Here is an 18,049-nt window from a genome sequence, read left to right as displayed (position 1 = left end):
CATGCCAAACTTCTTCAAGATCACTAATATTTGCTTAATAGTGTATTGAACTTTAAACTCATTATAAATGAGTTCTCGGACTTCTTTTGTAGACCAATCATCACGCTTGTGTAGCATGTTCTTTAGTTCTTCTTTTTGATAATCGGTGAGCTTTGAAGGACAGCCTCCTGAAAACCTGGGGATCAGTCCTTTATATCCGTCTTGATTCCATCGCTCTTGCCATTGATATGAGACTTGTTTTGATATGCCAACAAGTTTAGCTGCTTCATTAACAGAAGCACCTTCATAACGATGTTTAATAAAATACAAACGTTGCAAAACTCGCGTATCTTTCTCTAATGACTTGATATGTTTAAGCAATTCTTCGGATGAAAGATGGCGTTCTATAGGAATTTGTTCTGGTCTAGCCATAAGGCATTATTTGTACTTAATTAATAATAAATGTTTAGTTAATGGCTATAAAAAGGTTATAATCTGTGCAGGCTCTAAAAAGTACTTCACTAGATGGGTGGCTTCAAATGAAAATCTCTCTAAACCGAATATTTATAAACCATGGAGCATACAAAGACACTTTGGTAGTTCCACAATACAGATAACTTATGAACGGCGCCGTCTTCATTCAGATTGGAAATGAATTACCGGATTTAAGATAAACTTAATTTAGGTATGATTATGACTAAGTGGTTGAAACAAAAAAAAATATTGACTATAGGAGATATTGGTTCAATTGGTAGAAAACTTTCAAAGTACTGTATAGACAATGGTGTCTTCTCTCTTGTCAGAGTATTTGAACAGAAAGAATCAGAAATGTTCAATTTGCAGCATGAGTTAGTCTCTTACACAAATATAGGCAGCGTACAATTTTTGTCGACCATTGATGTGTTAACTGGCACTAATAAGGGTTGGTTATGATGAAAGTAGTTGCTATTATCCAGGCACGCATGGGTTCTACAAGGTTACCCGGAAAAGTAATGAAGACAATTCTTGGAAAACCTGTGATTCTATGGGATATCGAGCGCTTAGAACTTTCGAAGCTCATTGAAGAAATAATCATCGCTATTCCTTTTGGATCAGAGAATGACATTATAGAAAGGACAGTACTTGCAAACACCAATGCAACTATTTTTAGAGGAAGTGAAAATGATGTCCTTGATCGATATTATCATGCTGCTTTAGTATCAGATGCTGACGTTGTCGTGAGGGTGACATCTGATTGTCCTCTGATAGATTCACATGTAGTGGATAGAGTTATTGACCATTTCCTGAATAATGATTGTGATTATTGTTCCAATACCATCATACGCAGCTATCCGCGTGGACTGGATGCGGAAGTATTTTCATTTGCCTCTCTGGAAAAGGCATGGAAAGAAGCTGAGTTAGATTACGAAAGGGAGCATGTTACACCATATATTATATTTGATTCGTCCAGTGTGTTCAAAAAACTTAATGTTTCCAATGATACTGATCTAAGTCACTTAAGGTGGACCCTTGATACAACGGAGGATTTTGAGTTAATTGATATTATATACAAAAAAATCTTTCCTCATAAGAAACTGTTTTTTATGGGTGATATTTTAGATTTGATTGGTAAGCAACCGGAACTGATCGAAATTAACAGGTATGTAGAGCAAAAGAAAATAAAATAGAAAAACAGATAACAGTTTGATGTTAAAATAAATTGTGAAGTGAGGGACTATGAAAACACTATTCTTAGGTGGTGACTCATCGAGAGAACTTGTAGATTTGTTTCCATCCACGTGTAAAGAGGCTACTGATTCTGAATATCAGATAAACATTGACTTTGCAAAGAGTTTAGATGATGTTTTTATTGTCAGTTACAATTATTATACTAATAATATCTGGGATTATGTTGAGGAGAAAGATATTAATCTTGATATTTCCTACTGCCAAGGAGCCTATGATTTTGTTCTACAAATTAGCAGTTTCATATAAATAAACTATATATTAATTTATTTGTAAGGTTTGAAGTAACCTGCTTAAAACCGATGAAACCCTTTTTGAAGAGCACTTTTAGAGTATGAAATTAAGAGAAGATTAGAGTTGAAATATATGTATGTTCTATTGTCAGAAATGACAGCATTCAATCAGATTGATCTTCGATATGTATATCTTAATGCTACAATGCCGAAATCAGAGGATTATAATTTTAAATATGCTGAAATAATATACAAATAGAAAATAGGAACTTTACTTCTTAAGGAGAAATTACTATGAATATTTTGGTCACAGGCGGTTCAGGTTTTATAGGAAGATGGGTTGTCAAAAAATTTCTTGAAGATGGTCATCATGTATTCGTACTTGATAATTTATCGAATTGCAGGATAGAAAATCTTGCAGAATTTATGGATAATCCTAATTTAGAATTTACAATTGGTGACATAAAAGACTTATCTACTCTTTCAGCAATATTTGGGAATAACATAGACATTTGTGTTCATCTCGCAGCCAGTATTATTGTACAGGATAGTATAGATAACCCGAAAAAGACATTTGATAACGATGTTATCGGAACATTTAATGTACTGGAAGAGGCTCGCAGGCACAATACAAAATTTGTGTTTATGAGTACATGTATGGTTTATGATACTGCATCCTTAGGTACTGCTATATCTGAAATGCATCCTACAAAAGCCGCCTCTCCTTATGCAGGTGCCAAGCTTGCTGGAGAAAATATGGTACAATCATACTACCATGCATACGGTTTGCCTACTGTAATATTACGCCCATTTAATACCTACGGTCCTTACCAGAAAGCAACCGGAGAAGGTGGTGTAGTTCCTATTTTTGTTGGGAAAGATATTAATGGTGAAACATTGAACATTTACGGCAATGGGACTCAAACACGGGATTTGATGTATGTAGAAGACTGTGCGGAATTTGTAGTGAAAGCGGGATATTCAGATTCAGTAAATGGAGAAATACTGAATGCTGGAGTTGGTCAAGATGTAACAATTAATGACCTTGCATCCATGATAAGCAATGATCCAGAAAGAATAGAACACGTTGAACACATTCATCCACAAAGTGAAATACCAAAACTTGTATGTGATTACTCAAAAGCTAAACGCCTGTTGGGCTGGGGACCTAGTACAAGTCTTAAGGAAGGCATCGGAAAATTGAGGACGTGGATGAAAGGTAATTGAGGCCGGGCAGTGAATATGAATGTTTTAGTCATAGGTTCCACAGGCTTGCTAGGTCAGGCATTAATTTGTGAAATTGAAAAGCGTGGTATGGAAGCAATTGGAATTGCTCGTAGCGGTGCAGATTTTTCTTGTGACATTGCTGATGATCAGGCTTTAAAAAAAATAATATTGTCAACTGCTCCTCAAGTTATTATTAATTGTGCAGCAATTGTGAGCCTGACGGAATGTGAAGTTAATCCCGGTTATGCATATCTGGTTAATGCTCGGCCCGCTTCTGTAATATCTGAAATTGCAGCAAAGAACGAAATATATTTTGTCCAAATATCAACCGATCACTTCTATACAGATGATTACAATTCAAAACATAGGGAAGAAGACCCTATTCGGTTGCTTAATGAATATGCAAGAACTAAATATGCAGCCGAAAAGTTTGCATTAACCTGCCCTAATTCGTTGGTTGTACGTACAAATATTGTAGGTTTTCGCAATAAAGCAGAGAAGCCGACATTTGTTGAGTGGGCCATTCAAAATATAGAAAATGGTTCTCATATGACCCTTTTTGAAGATTATTTTACATCAAGTATTTGTGTTACGCAATTTTCTTCTGCACTATTTGATATTATAGAAAAAAAGCACACAGGTATATTAAATTTGGCAAGTAGTGAGGTTACTAGTAAGAAGACGTTTATTCTCACTCTGGCAAAAAGAATGGGATATGAATTAACTAATGTTAATGTTGGCAGTATTCTAAATGCATGTGGGAATGTGGTGCGAGCAGAGAGCAATGGCCTTGATGTTGAAGTAGCAGAGGGTATATTGGGATATAAGTTGCCTGCATTTGATGATGTGATCACACGTATTCTTGAAGAGTATGAAGGCGGTGTTAAAACTGAGGTATGATGACGTAATATATATTGGAAAAAGAGAAATTTCTATATCTTCACCTACATATTTCATTGCAGATGTTGCATCTAATCATGATGGAGATATTGAGCGTGCCAAAGAGTTGATATGGCTTGCAAAAGAATCCGGTGCGGATGCTGTCAAATTTCAACATTTTAAAGCCGGAAATATAGTTAGTGATTATGGTTTCAAACATCTTGGCAGTAAAATGAGTCATCAGGAATCATGGGATAAATCTGTTTTTGAGATATATGAACAATATGAATGCAACAGGGACTGGACAACAGAACTGGTAAAAACTGCAAAAGAGGCAAAAATTGATTTTCTTACTACACCATATGATGTGGAAGCTGTTGAATTGTTCGACAAGTATATCCCTGCATATAAAATAGGGTCAGGTGATATTACTTGGACTGATTTCCTAGAAGTAATTGCAAAAAAGAATAAACCGGTAATAATGGCAACCGGAGCATCGGATATAAATGATGTAGAACGGGCTGTTGACTCTGTTCTGAAGCATAATTCTCAACTTGTTTTGTTACAGTGCAATACAAATTACACAGGAAGTCTTGAGAATTTCAAGTACATCAATCTAAAAGTATTGAAATCATTTGCTGCTAAATATCCGAATATGGTCATTGGTCTTTCAGATCATACGCCATTACATGCCACGGTTCTTGGAGCTATCACTTTGGGAGCTAGGGTTATTGAAAAACATTTCACCGATGATCATCATCGAGCAGGGCCTGATCATTCGTTCTCTATGAATCCGGAAACATGGAAAGAGATGGTAGGACGCAGTCGTGAACTTGAGATATCTTTGGGTGATGGAGTAAAGCGCATTGAGCAAAATGAAGTTGATACCGCAATTGTTCAACGTCGTTGTTTACGGTTAACACGTGATATGAATGCAGGAGATAAGATTAGTAATGATGATTTTGAATCTCTTCGCCCTGCACCAAAAGGCTCCATCGAACCTTATAGAATGAATCAGGTAGTTGGTAAAACCCTTAAGTGTTCTAAATTAGCGGGAGATGCTCTTTATGAGTATGATTTCGAGGGGTAATGATTATGCTAAAAGGTGAACATGTGGGTCTGCGTGCAATAGAGCGTTCTGACTTGGGAATGTTATTGGATTATCGTAACAGCCCGGAATATCGGCGTTATTTTAGAGAATATCGTGAACTAAACAATGAGCATCAAAATTTCTGGTTTGAAGAAATTGTTATGAAAGACCAGAAGACCATTATGTTCGCTATAGTTGAACTAGAGAACAAACAGCTACTCGGAGCTTGTGGACTTTGTTACATTGACTGGATCAATAAAAATGCAGATTTTTCAATATATATTGGAGCTGATGGATTGTATATCGACGATGAATTTGCATTAGATGCTGGACATATTATGGCCCGTTACGCGTTTGAAGAACTTGGATTGCACAGATTATGGGCAGAGATCTATGACTTTGACGACCTAAAAGCTCTCTTTTTCAAGAAAATGGGATTCAAACTTGAGGGTAGGCATAGAGAAACTCATTGGTCTGAAGGAAAATGGCACGATTCTTTATTTTATAGCATGCTTCATGGTGAATTGGATAAATAGAAATGTGGTTTTCATTTAATTTTATGGTGGAAATGAATTTAGTCTAAGTGGGAAAAGACTCTGTATTTTATTTCACACAGTAATCTCAAACGAATATCCATGCTGGGTGTTTTATGCTATCAAAAACACAATGTAAGTATGCAGAAAAATAGTCTAGGAATTTGATAGAAATTATATTATAATCGAAACCTGGATGAAACGATGTCCTCTGTTCTGAAAAGAAGTATGAGGAAGATATCAGTGTAAAGACTCATTGGAGTAAAAAACGTCAAATTCAAGGTGTTAGTGAATGATCTTGGCAGAAATGGCAAGTTCATAGTTGTTACGCAAACGAGGATTTTTACAACGGCCAAATTTGGCAATCTTCATATAAAAACAGTCCAGAATGCATATTTTTATATCTGGTGGCAAGTATATAATGCTCTGAATCTAAAACATGATGATTGTGGTTAATTGATAAATATAAATTGTATTTTTCACTGCACAGAAAGGTGAACAAGTTTGTCATATTACATGATTATTATCACGCAGATAATTAGGTGGTTAGAAGGAGAATACACATGTTAAACAAATTCTCATGTCATACAGACATAATGTTTGGTCAGAACGCTTCTCTCTCATTATCCTCGAAAGTCAAGGAAATGGATCTCAGACACATTGGCATGATTGTTGACGAAGGGGTTGCCCTAAACACCCATGTCCAGAAAATAATAACTTCGTTTGAAAGTGATGGTTCTTTTCAGACAAATATTTTCAGATCCAGAGCAGGTTCAGAACCCGACTATGATTATCTGGATGAAGTAACTGCTTTTTTTCATGACAGCGTCATAGATTGTATCATTGGGATTGGCGGAGGCAGCGCATGTGACCTTGCAAAAGGTGTAGGAATCATGTTAAGGAATCCAGGTAAAGGTATTGATTACCGGGGTTTTGACAAGGTGAATATTCCTGGTGTTCCAGTCATACTCATCCCAACGACTGCGGGAACTGGTACTGAAGCTACCAGAACGGCCGTATTCACTGACAAAAAAGAAGTACGGAAATTGGGAATAAATGGTAAGAATGTAGGTTCATTGCTTGCAGTACTTGATCCAATGGTACTTTTAGATGCACCGCGGATTATTAAATCAGGTTCAGCTCTCGATGCATTGGTGCATGCGATTGAAGCTTTTGCATGTAAGAATTCAAATACCCTTTCAAAGGCAATAGGAAAAGAGGCTTTTGGCCTGTTATTCAACAATCTCGTCAAAGCGATTGATGATAAAGGAGATATAATTGCTCATGAGAACCTGTTTATGGGCAGTCACCTTGCAGGCATCGCTATGTATAATGTGGGTGGTGGCCCTGCAAGTGGTATATCTTATCCACTGGGTAGCCATTTCAAAGTTCCCCATGGAATAGCGGGTGGGATATTCTTGCCTCATGTGATCAGGTTCAATGTAGAGCACGGTTTCCTTGATTATGCGGAACTGTATGATCTTATTGATGGTCATAAAGAGGGTCTGACCCCGGAAGAAAAGTCATTAAGGTTTGCAGATAAGTTTCAGGAGTTCTATTGTGATACAAGTGCCCCATTAAATCTTACAGGGTATGGGGTTTCTACAAAGGACATTGAATTGCTTGTAAGTCTGACGATGCAGCAGCGGCTGGAAAACCTGAAGCTCAATCCTGTAAATTTCGGGGAGAATGATGTAAGATATTTGCTCAGTAAAGTAATAGTTGCATAATGGAGTATTATCATGCCAGGATACGAATTATTTGGAGAGGAAGAAAAAAACGCTGCTCTAGAGTTGTTCAACCTTAATGGTGGAGTTTTGTTTGCCCATGGCTTTGATCCTCTGAGGAAAGGAGTCTATAAAGTAAGAGAGTTTGAGAATGTCATCTCCAGTAAAGTGAAAAGTAATCACTGCCAAGTTGTTTCTTCAGGTTCTGCAGCTCTTCTAGTGGCAATTAAGGCACTTGGGGTACAGAAGGGCGATGAGGTTATAACTCAAAGTTTCACGTTTGTTGCAACAGTGGAAGCTATTATTGAAGCTGGTGCTATACCCGTGATTACTGAAGTAGATACCTCTTTGAACATGGACCTTAAAGATCTGGAAAGGAAAATTACTGAAAGGACAAGGCTAATACTACCGGTTCATATGGCCGGGGCGCCGGCTGATATGGACGGCATAATCTCTATATCCAACAAATACAATATCCCTGTTCTTGAGGATTCTGCGCAGTGTTTCGGTGGTTCGTTCAAAGGTAAACCTACAGGTACCATTGGGAATGCAGGCATCTATAGTTTTGATTTTGCCAAGAACATAACTACTGGCGAAGGTGGAGCTATTGTCACAAATGAAATAGATGTCTTTAATAGGTCACGGGCTTTGCATGATCACGGACATGAATACAATCCAAATTTCCCCCGAGGGAAAGATACACGCTCTTCACCAGGCTTTAATTATAGGATGACTGAGATACAAGCTGCAATTGGCATTGCACAGATGAATAAGTTAGACTTAATCATCTCTAAGCAGCGAGAAAATAAGAACAGGGTAAAAGAAAGTATCAAAGACCTTGGTCTTGAGTTTAGGGTCATACACGATCCGGTCGGTGACATTGGTGATACTCTGGTATTCTTCTTGCCAAAGAAAGACATTGCTGAAAGGTTTGTATCAATGCTCTATGAAAAAGGCCTAGGTACTAAGAACCTGCCCGATGCTCTGCAGTGGCATTTCGCAGGCACGTGGGATCATCTCTTCAAGGAGTTCCCTCATTTGCAGAATTGCTCTCAACTATGGCCTGCATCAAGACTTCTTTTGGAAAGGGCCATTGCGTTGCCTATAAATGTCAAGATGTCGGAAACCGATATAAATCACGTGATTGATTCCGTATGCGAAATATCCTCAAAACTACTTTAAAGACATGTCCTCCAAAAAGAAATTCTTGGGAATAATCCCTGCCAGAAAAGGGTCAAAAGGGATAAAAAATAAAAACCTGACCCTTCTTGACAATAAACCTCTTATCCAGTACACCCTCGAAGCTGCTGAAAAAAGCAGGCTGCTGGATTTCACCATAGTGACGACTGATGACACTGCGGTAATGGATCTGAGCCGCAAATTCAACGTAAAGATTCCTTTCAGAAGACCTGAACATCTTGCAACCGATACGGCATCAAGCCTTGACGTGGTTCTTCATGCATTGGAATATCTCGAAGTGAATGAAGGGTATGTACCGGACTACGTTGTGCTTTTGCAGCCTACTTGTCCTCTGAGGGATGAACATGATATCGATAGCTCTATTCAGCAATATCTGGAAGAAAGTAAGGAATATGGCATAGAATGCCTTATATCAGTGAATATCCCATCGGAGCATCCTTACGATTGTATCCGTATAGAAGGTCATGATATGAAACTGGCATTTGAGGAATCGAAAAAATGCTGTGGTAGACAGAGTTTCTCTCAATTTTACTTTATGAATGGTGCTATATATATTACTCCTGTGGACACTTTAAGGAAGAAAGGATTATTCTTTGATAAGGAAGAAAAGAACTCTTTCTATGTAATGCATCAAAGCCGCTCGATCGATATAGATGAGATATTCGATCTAAAAGTGGCTGAATCTCTACTACAAACAGGTAACGTCATTAAAAATATGGAGGGTATGGAATAATGATAATGATTTCAGGAAAAACAATTTCAAGAGGGTCACGATGTTTCATAATTGCAGAAGCTGCAGACAGCCATCTGGGTAGCGTGGAAGTGGCAAAAGAGATGGCTTTGCAGGCTAAGCTTGCAGGGGCAGATGCAATAAAATTTCAGCATCATCTGCCGGATGAAGAGATGTTAAAGGATATTCCTCTTTCGGATAATTTTGAGGAACCCCTTTATGATTTCCTTGTGAGGAACGCTCTGACCCTAGATCAACATGCAGATCTTAAGAATTACTGTGATAACATAGGGATGACATATATGTGTACCCCGTTCAGTTACAAAGCTGCCCTGGAACTCCATAGTATAGGTCTCCAACACTTTAAAATAGGTTCCGGCGAAATGAAGGATTTCCCATCACTTTCAAAGATTGCAGATATAGGGCATCCAATGATTATCTCAACAGGGATGAGCACACTTGAGGAGATCGATCAGGTTTATGCTTTGATGAAGAGCAAAGGCAACAATTTTGCTTTGATGAACTGTATATCTGAATATCCTCCTCTTTACGAGGATATGAATCTTCAGACAATCTCCCGAATGCTCGAGAAGTATTCTGACATAGTGATAGGTCATTCAGATCATACTCCTGATCTCTATACTAGCTTTGCAGCAGTGGTGCTTGGTGCAAAGATAATCGAGAAACATATAGTTCTGGACAAAAAGCAACCTGGTCCTGATCAATCTGTTTCCATTGATATGCTGGATTTGAAATATCTGGTGGATGGGATCAGAAAGATAGAACTATCACTTGGCAGCAGTAAAAAGATACATGACAGGGAAAAACAGATACGTGAATGGGCGTACAGAAGTGTTGTGACGATAAGCGAAGTCAAAAAAGGAGATACATTGACATGGGATCATCTTTGGACAAAGAGGCCGGGTACTGGTATCCCATCAGACCGGATTAATGATGTTCTTGGCAAAAAAGCTAAGTATGACTTGCCTAAGGACCATCTGGTAAAATGGGATGATTTTGAATGAGAAGGATAGCAGTGATTACCGGTTCAAGAGGTGAGTATGGTTATATCCGCCCCATAATCAAGTTAATTGAGAATGATCCGGACCTTGATTATGAACTCATCGTTACTAACATGCACCTTCTCCCTGACTTTGGTTCCAGCTACCGTGAGATTGAAAAGGACAACCTGAGAATAAGCCAGAAGATTCCGATGACACTTGCAGGTTATACCAATGTGACGATGGCAAAGTCGCTTGCAGTCTTTATGCTATCCATCACAGATACCTTCGAAAGGATAAAACCTGATTTTATCTTGCTTGCCGGGGACAGGGGAGAACAACTGATTTCAGCAATAGTTGGCGCTCATATGAACATACCCGTGGCCCACATTCAGGCAGGTGAGCTATCGGGTAATGTGGATGGTATGTCAAGACATGCTATTACCAAATTCGCACATATTCATTTTGCATCAAATGTAGATGCATCTGAAAGATTGTTGAAGATGGGAGAGGAGAAGTTCAGAGTCAAACTTGTAGGAGCTCCTCAGTTAGATGAGTTTAGACAAGGTTTTTTCACATCTCCTGAAGAGATTTATTATAAATTCCATTTGACTCCTGAAGAACCTCTTATTTTGCTTGTACAACATCCGGTTACAGAAGAATCTTGGAATAGTGGCATGCAGATGGAAGAAACATTGAAGGCTATATCTAGACTAAAAATGCAGACATTACTCGTATATCCAAATAATGATGCGGGTAGTGTAATGATACAAAAGAGCATTGAAAAGCATCGCAAGCAGTTCATTCACGTAGAAAGAAATCTAAAACGTGAGGATTATGCCGGACTTATGAATGTTGCTAATATAATAGTTGGCAATTCCAGTAGTGCATTGTTAGAGGCACCTTCATTTGAACTGCCAGCGGTTAATATTGGAAGACGCCAGATAGGGAGACTTCAGGGAATTAATGTAATTAACGTAGAGCATGATTCTGAGAAGATAGAAGCTGCTATTCTGAAAGGTTTGTCAAAAGAATTCAAACAAGCTGTAAAAGGAATGGAAAACCCGTATGGTGATGGGGACGCCAGTCAGAAAATTGTAGACATACTCAAAAATGTTGAAATTGATCAACATCTACTGAATAAAACATTGACTTATTGAAGAAGGGATTGATATGGATAAAAATAAAATGTTGAAATATACTATAAATGAAGAATTTCCAATCCTTGATGCAATGTCGCTCATCGAAGAAAATGAACATCGAAGTCTGATAGTTCTTGGAGATGATGACGTAGTTGTGGGAACTATCAGTGATGGGGATATCAGGAAAGCTATACTGAGAGGTGAACTTTTATCAACTAAAATAAGAAACGTGATGAATTTGAACTTCATATTCCTCAAAGAGAGCAACATTGATGAAGCTAATAGGATCTTTGCTAAGAGTCGTATATTTTTAATACCCGTTTTGGATGAGGATAACAAGATAATCGATCTCATTGAATCCTACTAAAATCAATTAACCTGAGTGACAGGATGAGACATTAGCTTCATTGCATCTATTTATGTGAACCATTATGATAAGAAGAATTATTTTCTGTTTAGATTATTCGTTTGGTGAAAGAGATTACCAGAGATTCGGGGTTGAAACTTTTGAAAGGAATGGGTTCAGTGTGGAAGTATGGGGTCTTTTCTCTGTGTTTCATTCTCATGATCTTGAAACCACATGGGTCAATAATAAAGTACTTGCAACAAGACACTTTACAAGCAAGTGTGAAGTGAAATCTGCTATAATGGAACTAGGTCAAAATGATATTGTTATTTTACTTATTCCTTTTAGGATCAATTCGCTGTTCATCTACAGGACCCTTTCCAAAATGAAAATTCGATATTGTTTATTGGCAGCCAATTCCCTTCCATTGCTTCCTCTTTTAAGGAAAAATAAATTCAATGTCAGAAAAGTACTCAGTGCAAAGCCAAAACATGTTCTGGATCAATTCTTCAGGCACTTGCCTTTTAAATGGTTGGGTGTGAAAAGTGCCTCTCTTCTTTTATTGGGAGGGACAAAATCCAATTTTTCAACTTATCCGGTAGATAATACTACAGATAAACTCTGGTTGCATGCTTTAGACTATGATTTATACTTAGATCAAATCAAAGAACCGGGAGTAAATGAAAATTATGGGGTTTTTCTAGATGAATACATGCCATTTCATCCCGACTATTCATATTCTAACATTTCTGCTCCCGAAAGTGCAGAAAGTTACTACGAAGGGATATGTAAGATATTCAGATCAATTGAATCAAAAAGTGGTGCTAATATTATAATTGCCGCACATCCCCGTTCCAATTATGAACAACATTCTGATTATTTTAATGGGAGACACATTATAAAAGGTAACACTTTGGAGCTTGTTTCCAAATCTTCTTTTGTAATATGTCATGCAAGTACCTCTGTAAATTTTGCAGTATTATTCCAAAAACCAGTTATATTCTTAACTTCTGATGAGCTAAATAAAAGCTGGTATGGTCTACACATACATTCAATGGCAGCTTCTTTTGGGAAGAAGCCGATCAATGTAAATTTAGATGTAGCAATCGATCTTCAAAAAGAGTTTGAAGTAGATAGTGCTGCATATATGGAGTATAAATCTAAGTACATAAAAACTTCAGACTCTAGAGAGGCTCCGTTTTGGGAAGTATTCTCTGATTATTTAACGGAAAACTACTGAATAATTAAAAATCGGTTTGATTTATATTAAAACATCAATAGCATTGTTTGTATATATCGATGATTTTATATGTATGTATCTGCTATGGTATTTATATTTTCAGGATTCATCGATATAAATTTGACCTTGTGCACTTTGAGAAATCCTATCGTTTAAATGGATAACAAATATGAGATTTAGTGACCTAAAGTTGTTTGGTGGATATTTAAGACATAATATTAACAAGATATCTATACTTGTTGCATTAACATTTTCATACGCTATTTTTGAAGGAGCAAGTATAGGTGCACTTCTTCCACTGCTACAATTTGTAGATAGTAGTAATTCGCTTGAGGGGCAGTACTGGGATATTTTAAAGTTCGTCTATAATTCTTTTGGATTACAAATGACGTTCTTAACCCTTCTTTTAGGAGTGCTTCTATTGTTTATAGTAAGGCAGATATTAGGTTATTTGCGGAGTAGCTACAAACTAAAAATAAGATTTGATTTTGTCACACGGCTTCGAGACGAAGTTTTCAATAACGTAATAAATACAGATTTAAATTATTTCAACAACAAGAAAACAGGAAACTTGGTTAATACTCTGACTATAGAAGCCGATAAATCTGGATCAGGTTTGTTTGTAGCTATTGAATCTCTAAATGTCTTGCTGATTATAGCTGTATATATGGTACTGTTGTTAAGTATCTCGTGGCAAATGACAATTGTTGCAGTGATTATAGTTGTAATGGCATCTATGGCTATGAGCTATAACCTAAAGAAATCTAAAAAGTATGGAGTCGAAGTCGTAGATTCGAATAATGAGCTCAATAATTTCATTGTGGAAATTCTTAGTGCCATACGCCTTGTCAAAACTACTGCAACCGAAGAAAATGAAGCAAAGCAGCTGCATCGAATTGCAAGTAATAATAGTAATGCAAACTATAGGTTTGGAATAAATGGTGTTGGTATTGTCACTATTTTCGAAGGTATTCTATTTGTTACTATTTTATTTATATTCTATATTTCAATAGAAGTTTTAAATATGACTATCGCTTCACTTGCTGTTTTTATGTTGATTATGGTGAGAATGGCTCCATTTGCACAATCGATTAACAACTATCGTCATGAACTTTCGGGTCATATTGCAAGCTTGAGAAATATTTCGGAGATCAATCATGAAACTAAATATTGGAGAAAGATAGTCAACGGTTCAAAGCCTTTTGAGAATTTCGAGAATAATATCGAAGTCAAGAATGTAGATTTTTTCTACAATCCTCCGGATTATGTACTAAAAGGGATAAACATAAGTATTCCAAAAGGAAAAATGCTGGCGATTGTAGGTTCATCAGGGTCAGGCAAGTCTACATTGATGGATCTGTTACTAAGATTCTATGATGTAAGCTCCGGTTCTATACTTATAGATGGAGTAGACATTAAGGAATTTGATATAAATTCATTTAGAAGAAGTATCGGTCTTGTTAGTCAGGATGTATTCTTGTTTAATGATACTGTTGCAGCGAACATAGCGTATGGTTTGGACAATCTGTCCGAAGAACAGATAATTGAAGCTGCAAATATTTCACATGCTCATGAGTTTATAGTAGCGTTGCCGGAGAAATACAATACGATATTAGGCGATAGGGGAGTCAAACTATCTGGTGGTCAGAGACAGCGTTTAGCTTTGGCGAGAGCTATTGTAAGGAAACCACTAATATTGATATTAGATGAAGCAACCAGTGCTCTGGATACTGAATCCGAGAGGCTGATTCAAGATTCTTTGAGTAAATTAAGTAGTAATCATACAATAATAGCTATTGCACATAGACTTTCAACAATAGAACATGCTGATAAGATTATTGTTATGGAGGATGGGGTGGTTGTTGAAGAAGGTAACCATCACGAGCTAATTGTGAAAGGTGGTCACTACTCTAAATATCATAATTTACAGTTTAATAAATAAATTCGTATCGCGGATAAAACTAAGAATTATTTACGTGCCATGGTGACCTTGATGACAAGCAAGAATAATGATAAATTGGTAGTATTTGAATCACTTGGATTTAGTTCAATTCCTGCATTTTATTTGTATACAAAAAGGAACTATTCAATAAAGTATTTCACAATTGATCCCAGATTGGAAAGGTCAATGTGGTTTCAAAAATTACTCACAAAATATCATGCTAATAAGATAAAATGGGATGATTTTGATTTAGACTTTAATATGAAAAGCCATGATCAGGCACTAAATAATGTAGAAAAGGTATACTGTACCATCTTAAAGGACAGTAAATTGATACATCAAATGGCTTCATTATTCAATTCTGAAAAAATACAGTTGGTATATAAAAAAGATTTAGTTGAAAATCTTGAAATCTTCTACCACAGATATTTGTGCGTAAATGAGATAGCAGAAGCTACAAAATCAATAACACTGATTTCATCTGACTTTACGCATTTCTTAAAAATCACGGGAGCAGAATTAAAACCCAATGTTCGGATTCCACTTAGTTCTCGAGTATTCAACTCGGCAAAATCAATCGTCATAAAGCCATTCTATCTAGCTGCTTTAGGTTTTTTTCCACTCTGGATACTTGGGTGGAAAACTAGGAGAATTGTGTTGAAAAGAAATCCTTCGAAGAAATATAAAAATGGTTTTAGGGTATATGGGAATGATTGGGGTTTCCTTTTCAAATATCGTAGAGTGGATTTTTTATTGGATGAAAAAAGTTTAACAAAAGATAACTCCATATTTTGTGTCGAGTCCAAGATCTCCGATAGTTACAGGAAAGATCTAAACTCAAAATATGATGTTGCAGATGTGCGAGCAACGTTACATGAAATTGATTTAGGCTTCATAAAGGATAATTTGATAAAGAAAATCATCCCTACTACAGTATTATCATTTTTTTTCTCTGTATTCAAACCAGTGTATACAATAAAAACAACGATTGGAATTCTTTATTACTACATGACATGGACAATGTTCACAAAAAAGTACAATTTGAATAATTATGTTGTATACACTCATTTTGAGAAATACCATGTTGTAAGAAACATCATTTTTTCACAAAACAATATTAAAACTTGGTATTACGTACATTCTACTCATCATTTCGACGTGTTTGAGAATCCTCAAAAAAATGACACTATGAGGCATGTTATCTATTCGTATATGTATTACGATAATTTGGTTTCATGGGGGCGTAAATCCAATGATATTTTCACAAGGTGTATAAATTATTTCGCCAAGTTTCAAACTGTAGGTTGCCTTTGGTCCGAGCATGCAAGAATGATAACTGATAACGGAGTTATTTCAGATACGAGTAAATATGCTTTTGCTAAATTTAAAACCAAAGATCTCAAGATTATTGGAGTATTTGACACAACATTTGGAGATCAAGTACCATTGCAAAAAGGTGATATGGTTCCATTTTTAGAAGGAATTCTAAGGTTCCTAGAAAGGAATCCAGATGTTGGAGTGATATTCAAACAGAAGAAGATATTCGAAGAAATGGAAACTTTGAACCCAGATAATTTTGATATTTACTATAAACTTTATGAGAATCTACAGTCACATGAACGTTGTTATTCAACCGGAAGGTTTGGAGAAACATGTGAAGTGATAGCAGCATCTGATCTTGTTGTTTCTGCGTGTTTCACTTCTACTACACCTGAAGCACTAGGTGCAAGGAAAAAAGCGATTTTCTTCGATGCAGCAGACAGCTTCAAGGGCTATTACTATGACCAATTCCCTAAAATGGTCGCACATGGATTCGATGATTTTGAGAGCATCGTTAAATACTGGTTATATGAAATTGGCGATATTGAATTTGAGAGTTATATAAACACATATGTAATTCCTGAAATTGATGCATATGCAGATGGTAAAGCAATAACAAGATTCCGTGAACTATTAAACGGGGAGGATACATGACTCAATTTTTTGAGAACAAAAATATATTAGTTACTGGCGGTGCCGGATCAGTTGGAAAGGAACTGATTAGATATCTATTGAAATATAAAAAGCCAGCGGTTGTTAGAATATTTGACACCAATGAGGCAGAGATGTTTAACTTTCAAAGTGAACTGGCAGAAAAGAACTATATACATAATGTACGCTTCCTTATAGGTGATGTGCGCGATAAAGACCGCCTTATAAGAGCATTAAATGGGATTGATTATGTATTTCATACGGCAGCTTATAAACATGTACTATCGTCGGAATATAATCCGTTCGAGACAGTTAAAACAAATGTAATCGGCGTACAAAATATTATTGAGGCAAGCTTAGAAACAAATGTAAAAAAGGTTATTTTCACAAGCAGTGACAAAGCTGTAAACCCAAGCAGTACTATGGGGGCTACTAAATTATTGGGCGAAAAACTAATGGTGTCTGCAAATTATTATGGGGGTAAGAAGACTGCTTTTTCGAGTGTAAGATTTGGTAATGTAATGGATTCCAGTGGTTCAGTCATTCCTATTTTCAAAAGACAAATTAACGAAGGTAGGTTTATAACCATCACTGATCCTGAAATGACGCGTTTTATGATGGCAATGTCGCAGGCAGTAAAACTCTTGGTTCTGACTATGGAGATATCACAAGGTGGGGAAGCTTTTATACTTAAAATGCCAACCGTTAAAATATCTGATTTAGCTGAAGTGCTTATAGATGAACTGGCAGCACGATACGGACATCGACCGGAAAGCATTGGTACAAAGATCATTGGCACAAAACTTGGAGAGAAGTTGTATGAAGAACTTATGACAGATGACGAAGCCACCAGGTCACTTGAGCGTGATGATATGTTCATAATTTTACCAAATATAAAAGATGAACTGATAATGATCGATGAAACTGCATACAACGCATCACCAATAACATCAACTGAATACATTTCAAGAGATGTAGAGCCAATTACAAAAGATGAGATAAAATCTATATTAATAAAAGAGAACATTATATAATCGTAGGTGCAGTAATGAACATACTGGTAACTGGTGTGGTAGTATATGGA

The 18,049-nt window shown here is 36.6% G+C and carries 17 protein-coding genes; 16 read left to right on the top strand and 1 reads right to left on the bottom strand.

Annotation, left to right across the window (positions count from 1 at the left end; translation table 11 throughout):
* Positions 1-411, bottom strand: a 411-nt coding sequence (locus BB781_RS14170; RefSeq protein ID WP_129582731.1) for a helix-turn-helix domain-containing protein, incomplete at its 3' end; no start/stop codon positions are given.
* 497 nt (positions 412-908) lie between these two features.
* Here BB781_RS14170 and BB781_RS14160 point away from each other — a divergent pair.
* The 16 genes from BB781_RS14160 (at position 909) to BB781_RS14085 (ending at position 17,999) form a co-directional block, all read left to right on the top strand.
* Complete coding sequence (locus BB781_RS14160) at positions 909-1,646, top strand: glycosyltransferase family protein (protein WP_242492680.1); 738 nt, start codon at positions 909-911, stop codon at positions 1,644-1,646.
* 49 nt (positions 1,647-1,695) lie between these two features.
* Positions 1,696-1,953, top strand: coding sequence for a hypothetical protein (locus BB781_RS14155; protein WP_094229124.1), 258 nt, complete (start codon positions 1,696-1,698; stop codon positions 1,951-1,953).
* Positions 1,954-2,231: 278 nt separating this feature from the next.
* Positions 2,232-3,164 (top strand): dTDP-glucose 4,6-dehydratase, encoded by a 933-nt coding sequence (locus BB781_RS14150; protein ID WP_094229123.1) that lies wholly within the window; start codon positions 2,232-2,234, stop codon positions 3,162-3,164.
* Between the two features lie 15 nt (positions 3,165-3,179).
* The gene (locus BB781_RS14145) at positions 3,180-4,064 is read left to right on the top strand and encodes an SDR family oxidoreductase (protein ID WP_094229122.1); all 885 of its coding nucleotides are present in this window, start codon (positions 3,180-3,182) and stop codon (positions 4,062-4,064) included.
* A complete protein-coding gene (locus BB781_RS14140; protein WP_207205301.1) occupies positions 4,045-5,133 on the top strand; it encodes an N-acetylneuraminate synthase family protein in 1,089 nt (362 codons plus the stop codon). The genes BB781_RS14145 and BB781_RS14140 overlap by 20 nt, the downstream gene beginning before the upstream one ends.
* A gap of 5 nt (positions 5,134-5,138) precedes the next feature.
* Positions 5,139-5,669: a GNAT family N-acetyltransferase gene (locus BB781_RS14135; protein WP_094229126.1), complete on the top strand. Its 531-nt coding sequence runs from the start codon at positions 5,139-5,141 to the stop codon at positions 5,667-5,669.
* A 560-nt stretch (positions 5,670-6,229) separates the two neighbouring features.
* Positions 6,230-7,396 carry an iron-containing alcohol dehydrogenase gene (locus BB781_RS14130; protein ID WP_094229120.1) on the top strand — a complete coding sequence of 389 codons (1,167 nt, stop codon included), beginning with the start codon at positions 6,230-6,232 and terminating at the stop codon, positions 7,394-7,396.
* Between the two features lie 12 nt (positions 7,397-7,408).
* Positions 7,409-8,575, top strand: coding sequence for a DegT/DnrJ/EryC1/StrS family aminotransferase (locus BB781_RS14125; RefSeq protein ID WP_094229119.1), 1,167 nt, complete (start codon positions 7,409-7,411; stop codon positions 8,573-8,575).
* A gap of 4 nt (positions 8,576-8,579) precedes the next feature.
* Entirely contained in the window at positions 8,580-9,326 is a 747-nt protein-coding gene (locus BB781_RS14120) for an acylneuraminate cytidylyltransferase family protein (RefSeq protein WP_094229118.1), read from the top strand.
* A complete protein-coding gene (locus BB781_RS14115) occupies positions 9,326-10,348 on the top strand; it encodes an N-acetylneuraminate synthase family protein (RefSeq protein ID WP_094229117.1) in 1,023 nt (340 codons plus the stop codon). The genes BB781_RS14120 and BB781_RS14115 overlap by 1 nt, the downstream gene beginning before the upstream one ends.
* Positions 10,345-11,484, top strand: coding sequence for a UDP-N-acetylglucosamine 2-epimerase (neuC, locus tag BB781_RS14110; RefSeq protein ID WP_094229116.1), 1,140 nt, complete (start codon positions 10,345-10,347; stop codon positions 11,482-11,484). The genes BB781_RS14115 and neuC overlap by 4 nt, the downstream gene beginning before the upstream one ends.
* A gap of 13 nt (positions 11,485-11,497) precedes the next feature.
* Positions 11,498-11,833, top strand: coding sequence for a CBS domain-containing protein (locus BB781_RS14105; protein ID WP_094229115.1), 336 nt, complete (start codon positions 11,498-11,500; stop codon positions 11,831-11,833).
* A 64-nt stretch (positions 11,834-11,897) separates the two neighbouring features.
* Positions 11,898-13,052, top strand: a complete 1,155-nt coding sequence (locus BB781_RS14100; RefSeq protein WP_094229114.1) for a hypothetical protein — start codon at positions 11,898-11,900, stop codon at positions 13,050-13,052.
* Between the two features lie 169 nt (positions 13,053-13,221).
* Positions 13,222-14,994, top strand: coding sequence for an ABC transporter ATP-binding protein (locus tag BB781_RS14095; RefSeq protein WP_094229113.1), 1,773 nt, complete (start codon positions 13,222-13,224; stop codon positions 14,992-14,994).
* A 51-nt stretch (positions 14,995-15,045) separates the two neighbouring features.
* Positions 15,046-16,968, top strand: coding sequence for a polysaccharide biosynthesis PFTS motif protein (locus BB781_RS14090; protein ID WP_164997913.1), 1,923 nt, complete (start codon positions 15,046-15,048; stop codon positions 16,966-16,968).
* The gene (locus BB781_RS14085) at positions 16,965-17,999 is read left to right on the top strand and encodes a polysaccharide biosynthesis protein (protein WP_094229111.1); all 1,035 of its coding nucleotides are present in this window, start codon (positions 16,965-16,967) and stop codon (positions 17,997-17,999) included. The genes BB781_RS14090 and BB781_RS14085 overlap by 4 nt, the downstream gene beginning before the upstream one ends.
* Positions 18,000-18,049: the final 50 nt, after the last annotated feature.

This window comes from Methanolobus psychrotolerans (genome assembly GCF_002243045.1).
Classification (GTDB): Archaea; Halobacteriota; Methanosarcinia; order Methanosarcinales; family Methanosarcinaceae; genus Methanolobus; species Methanolobus psychrotolerans.
Note: the sequence above shows the minus strand (reverse complement) of the source record. Positions and strands in the feature narration are given on the sequence as shown.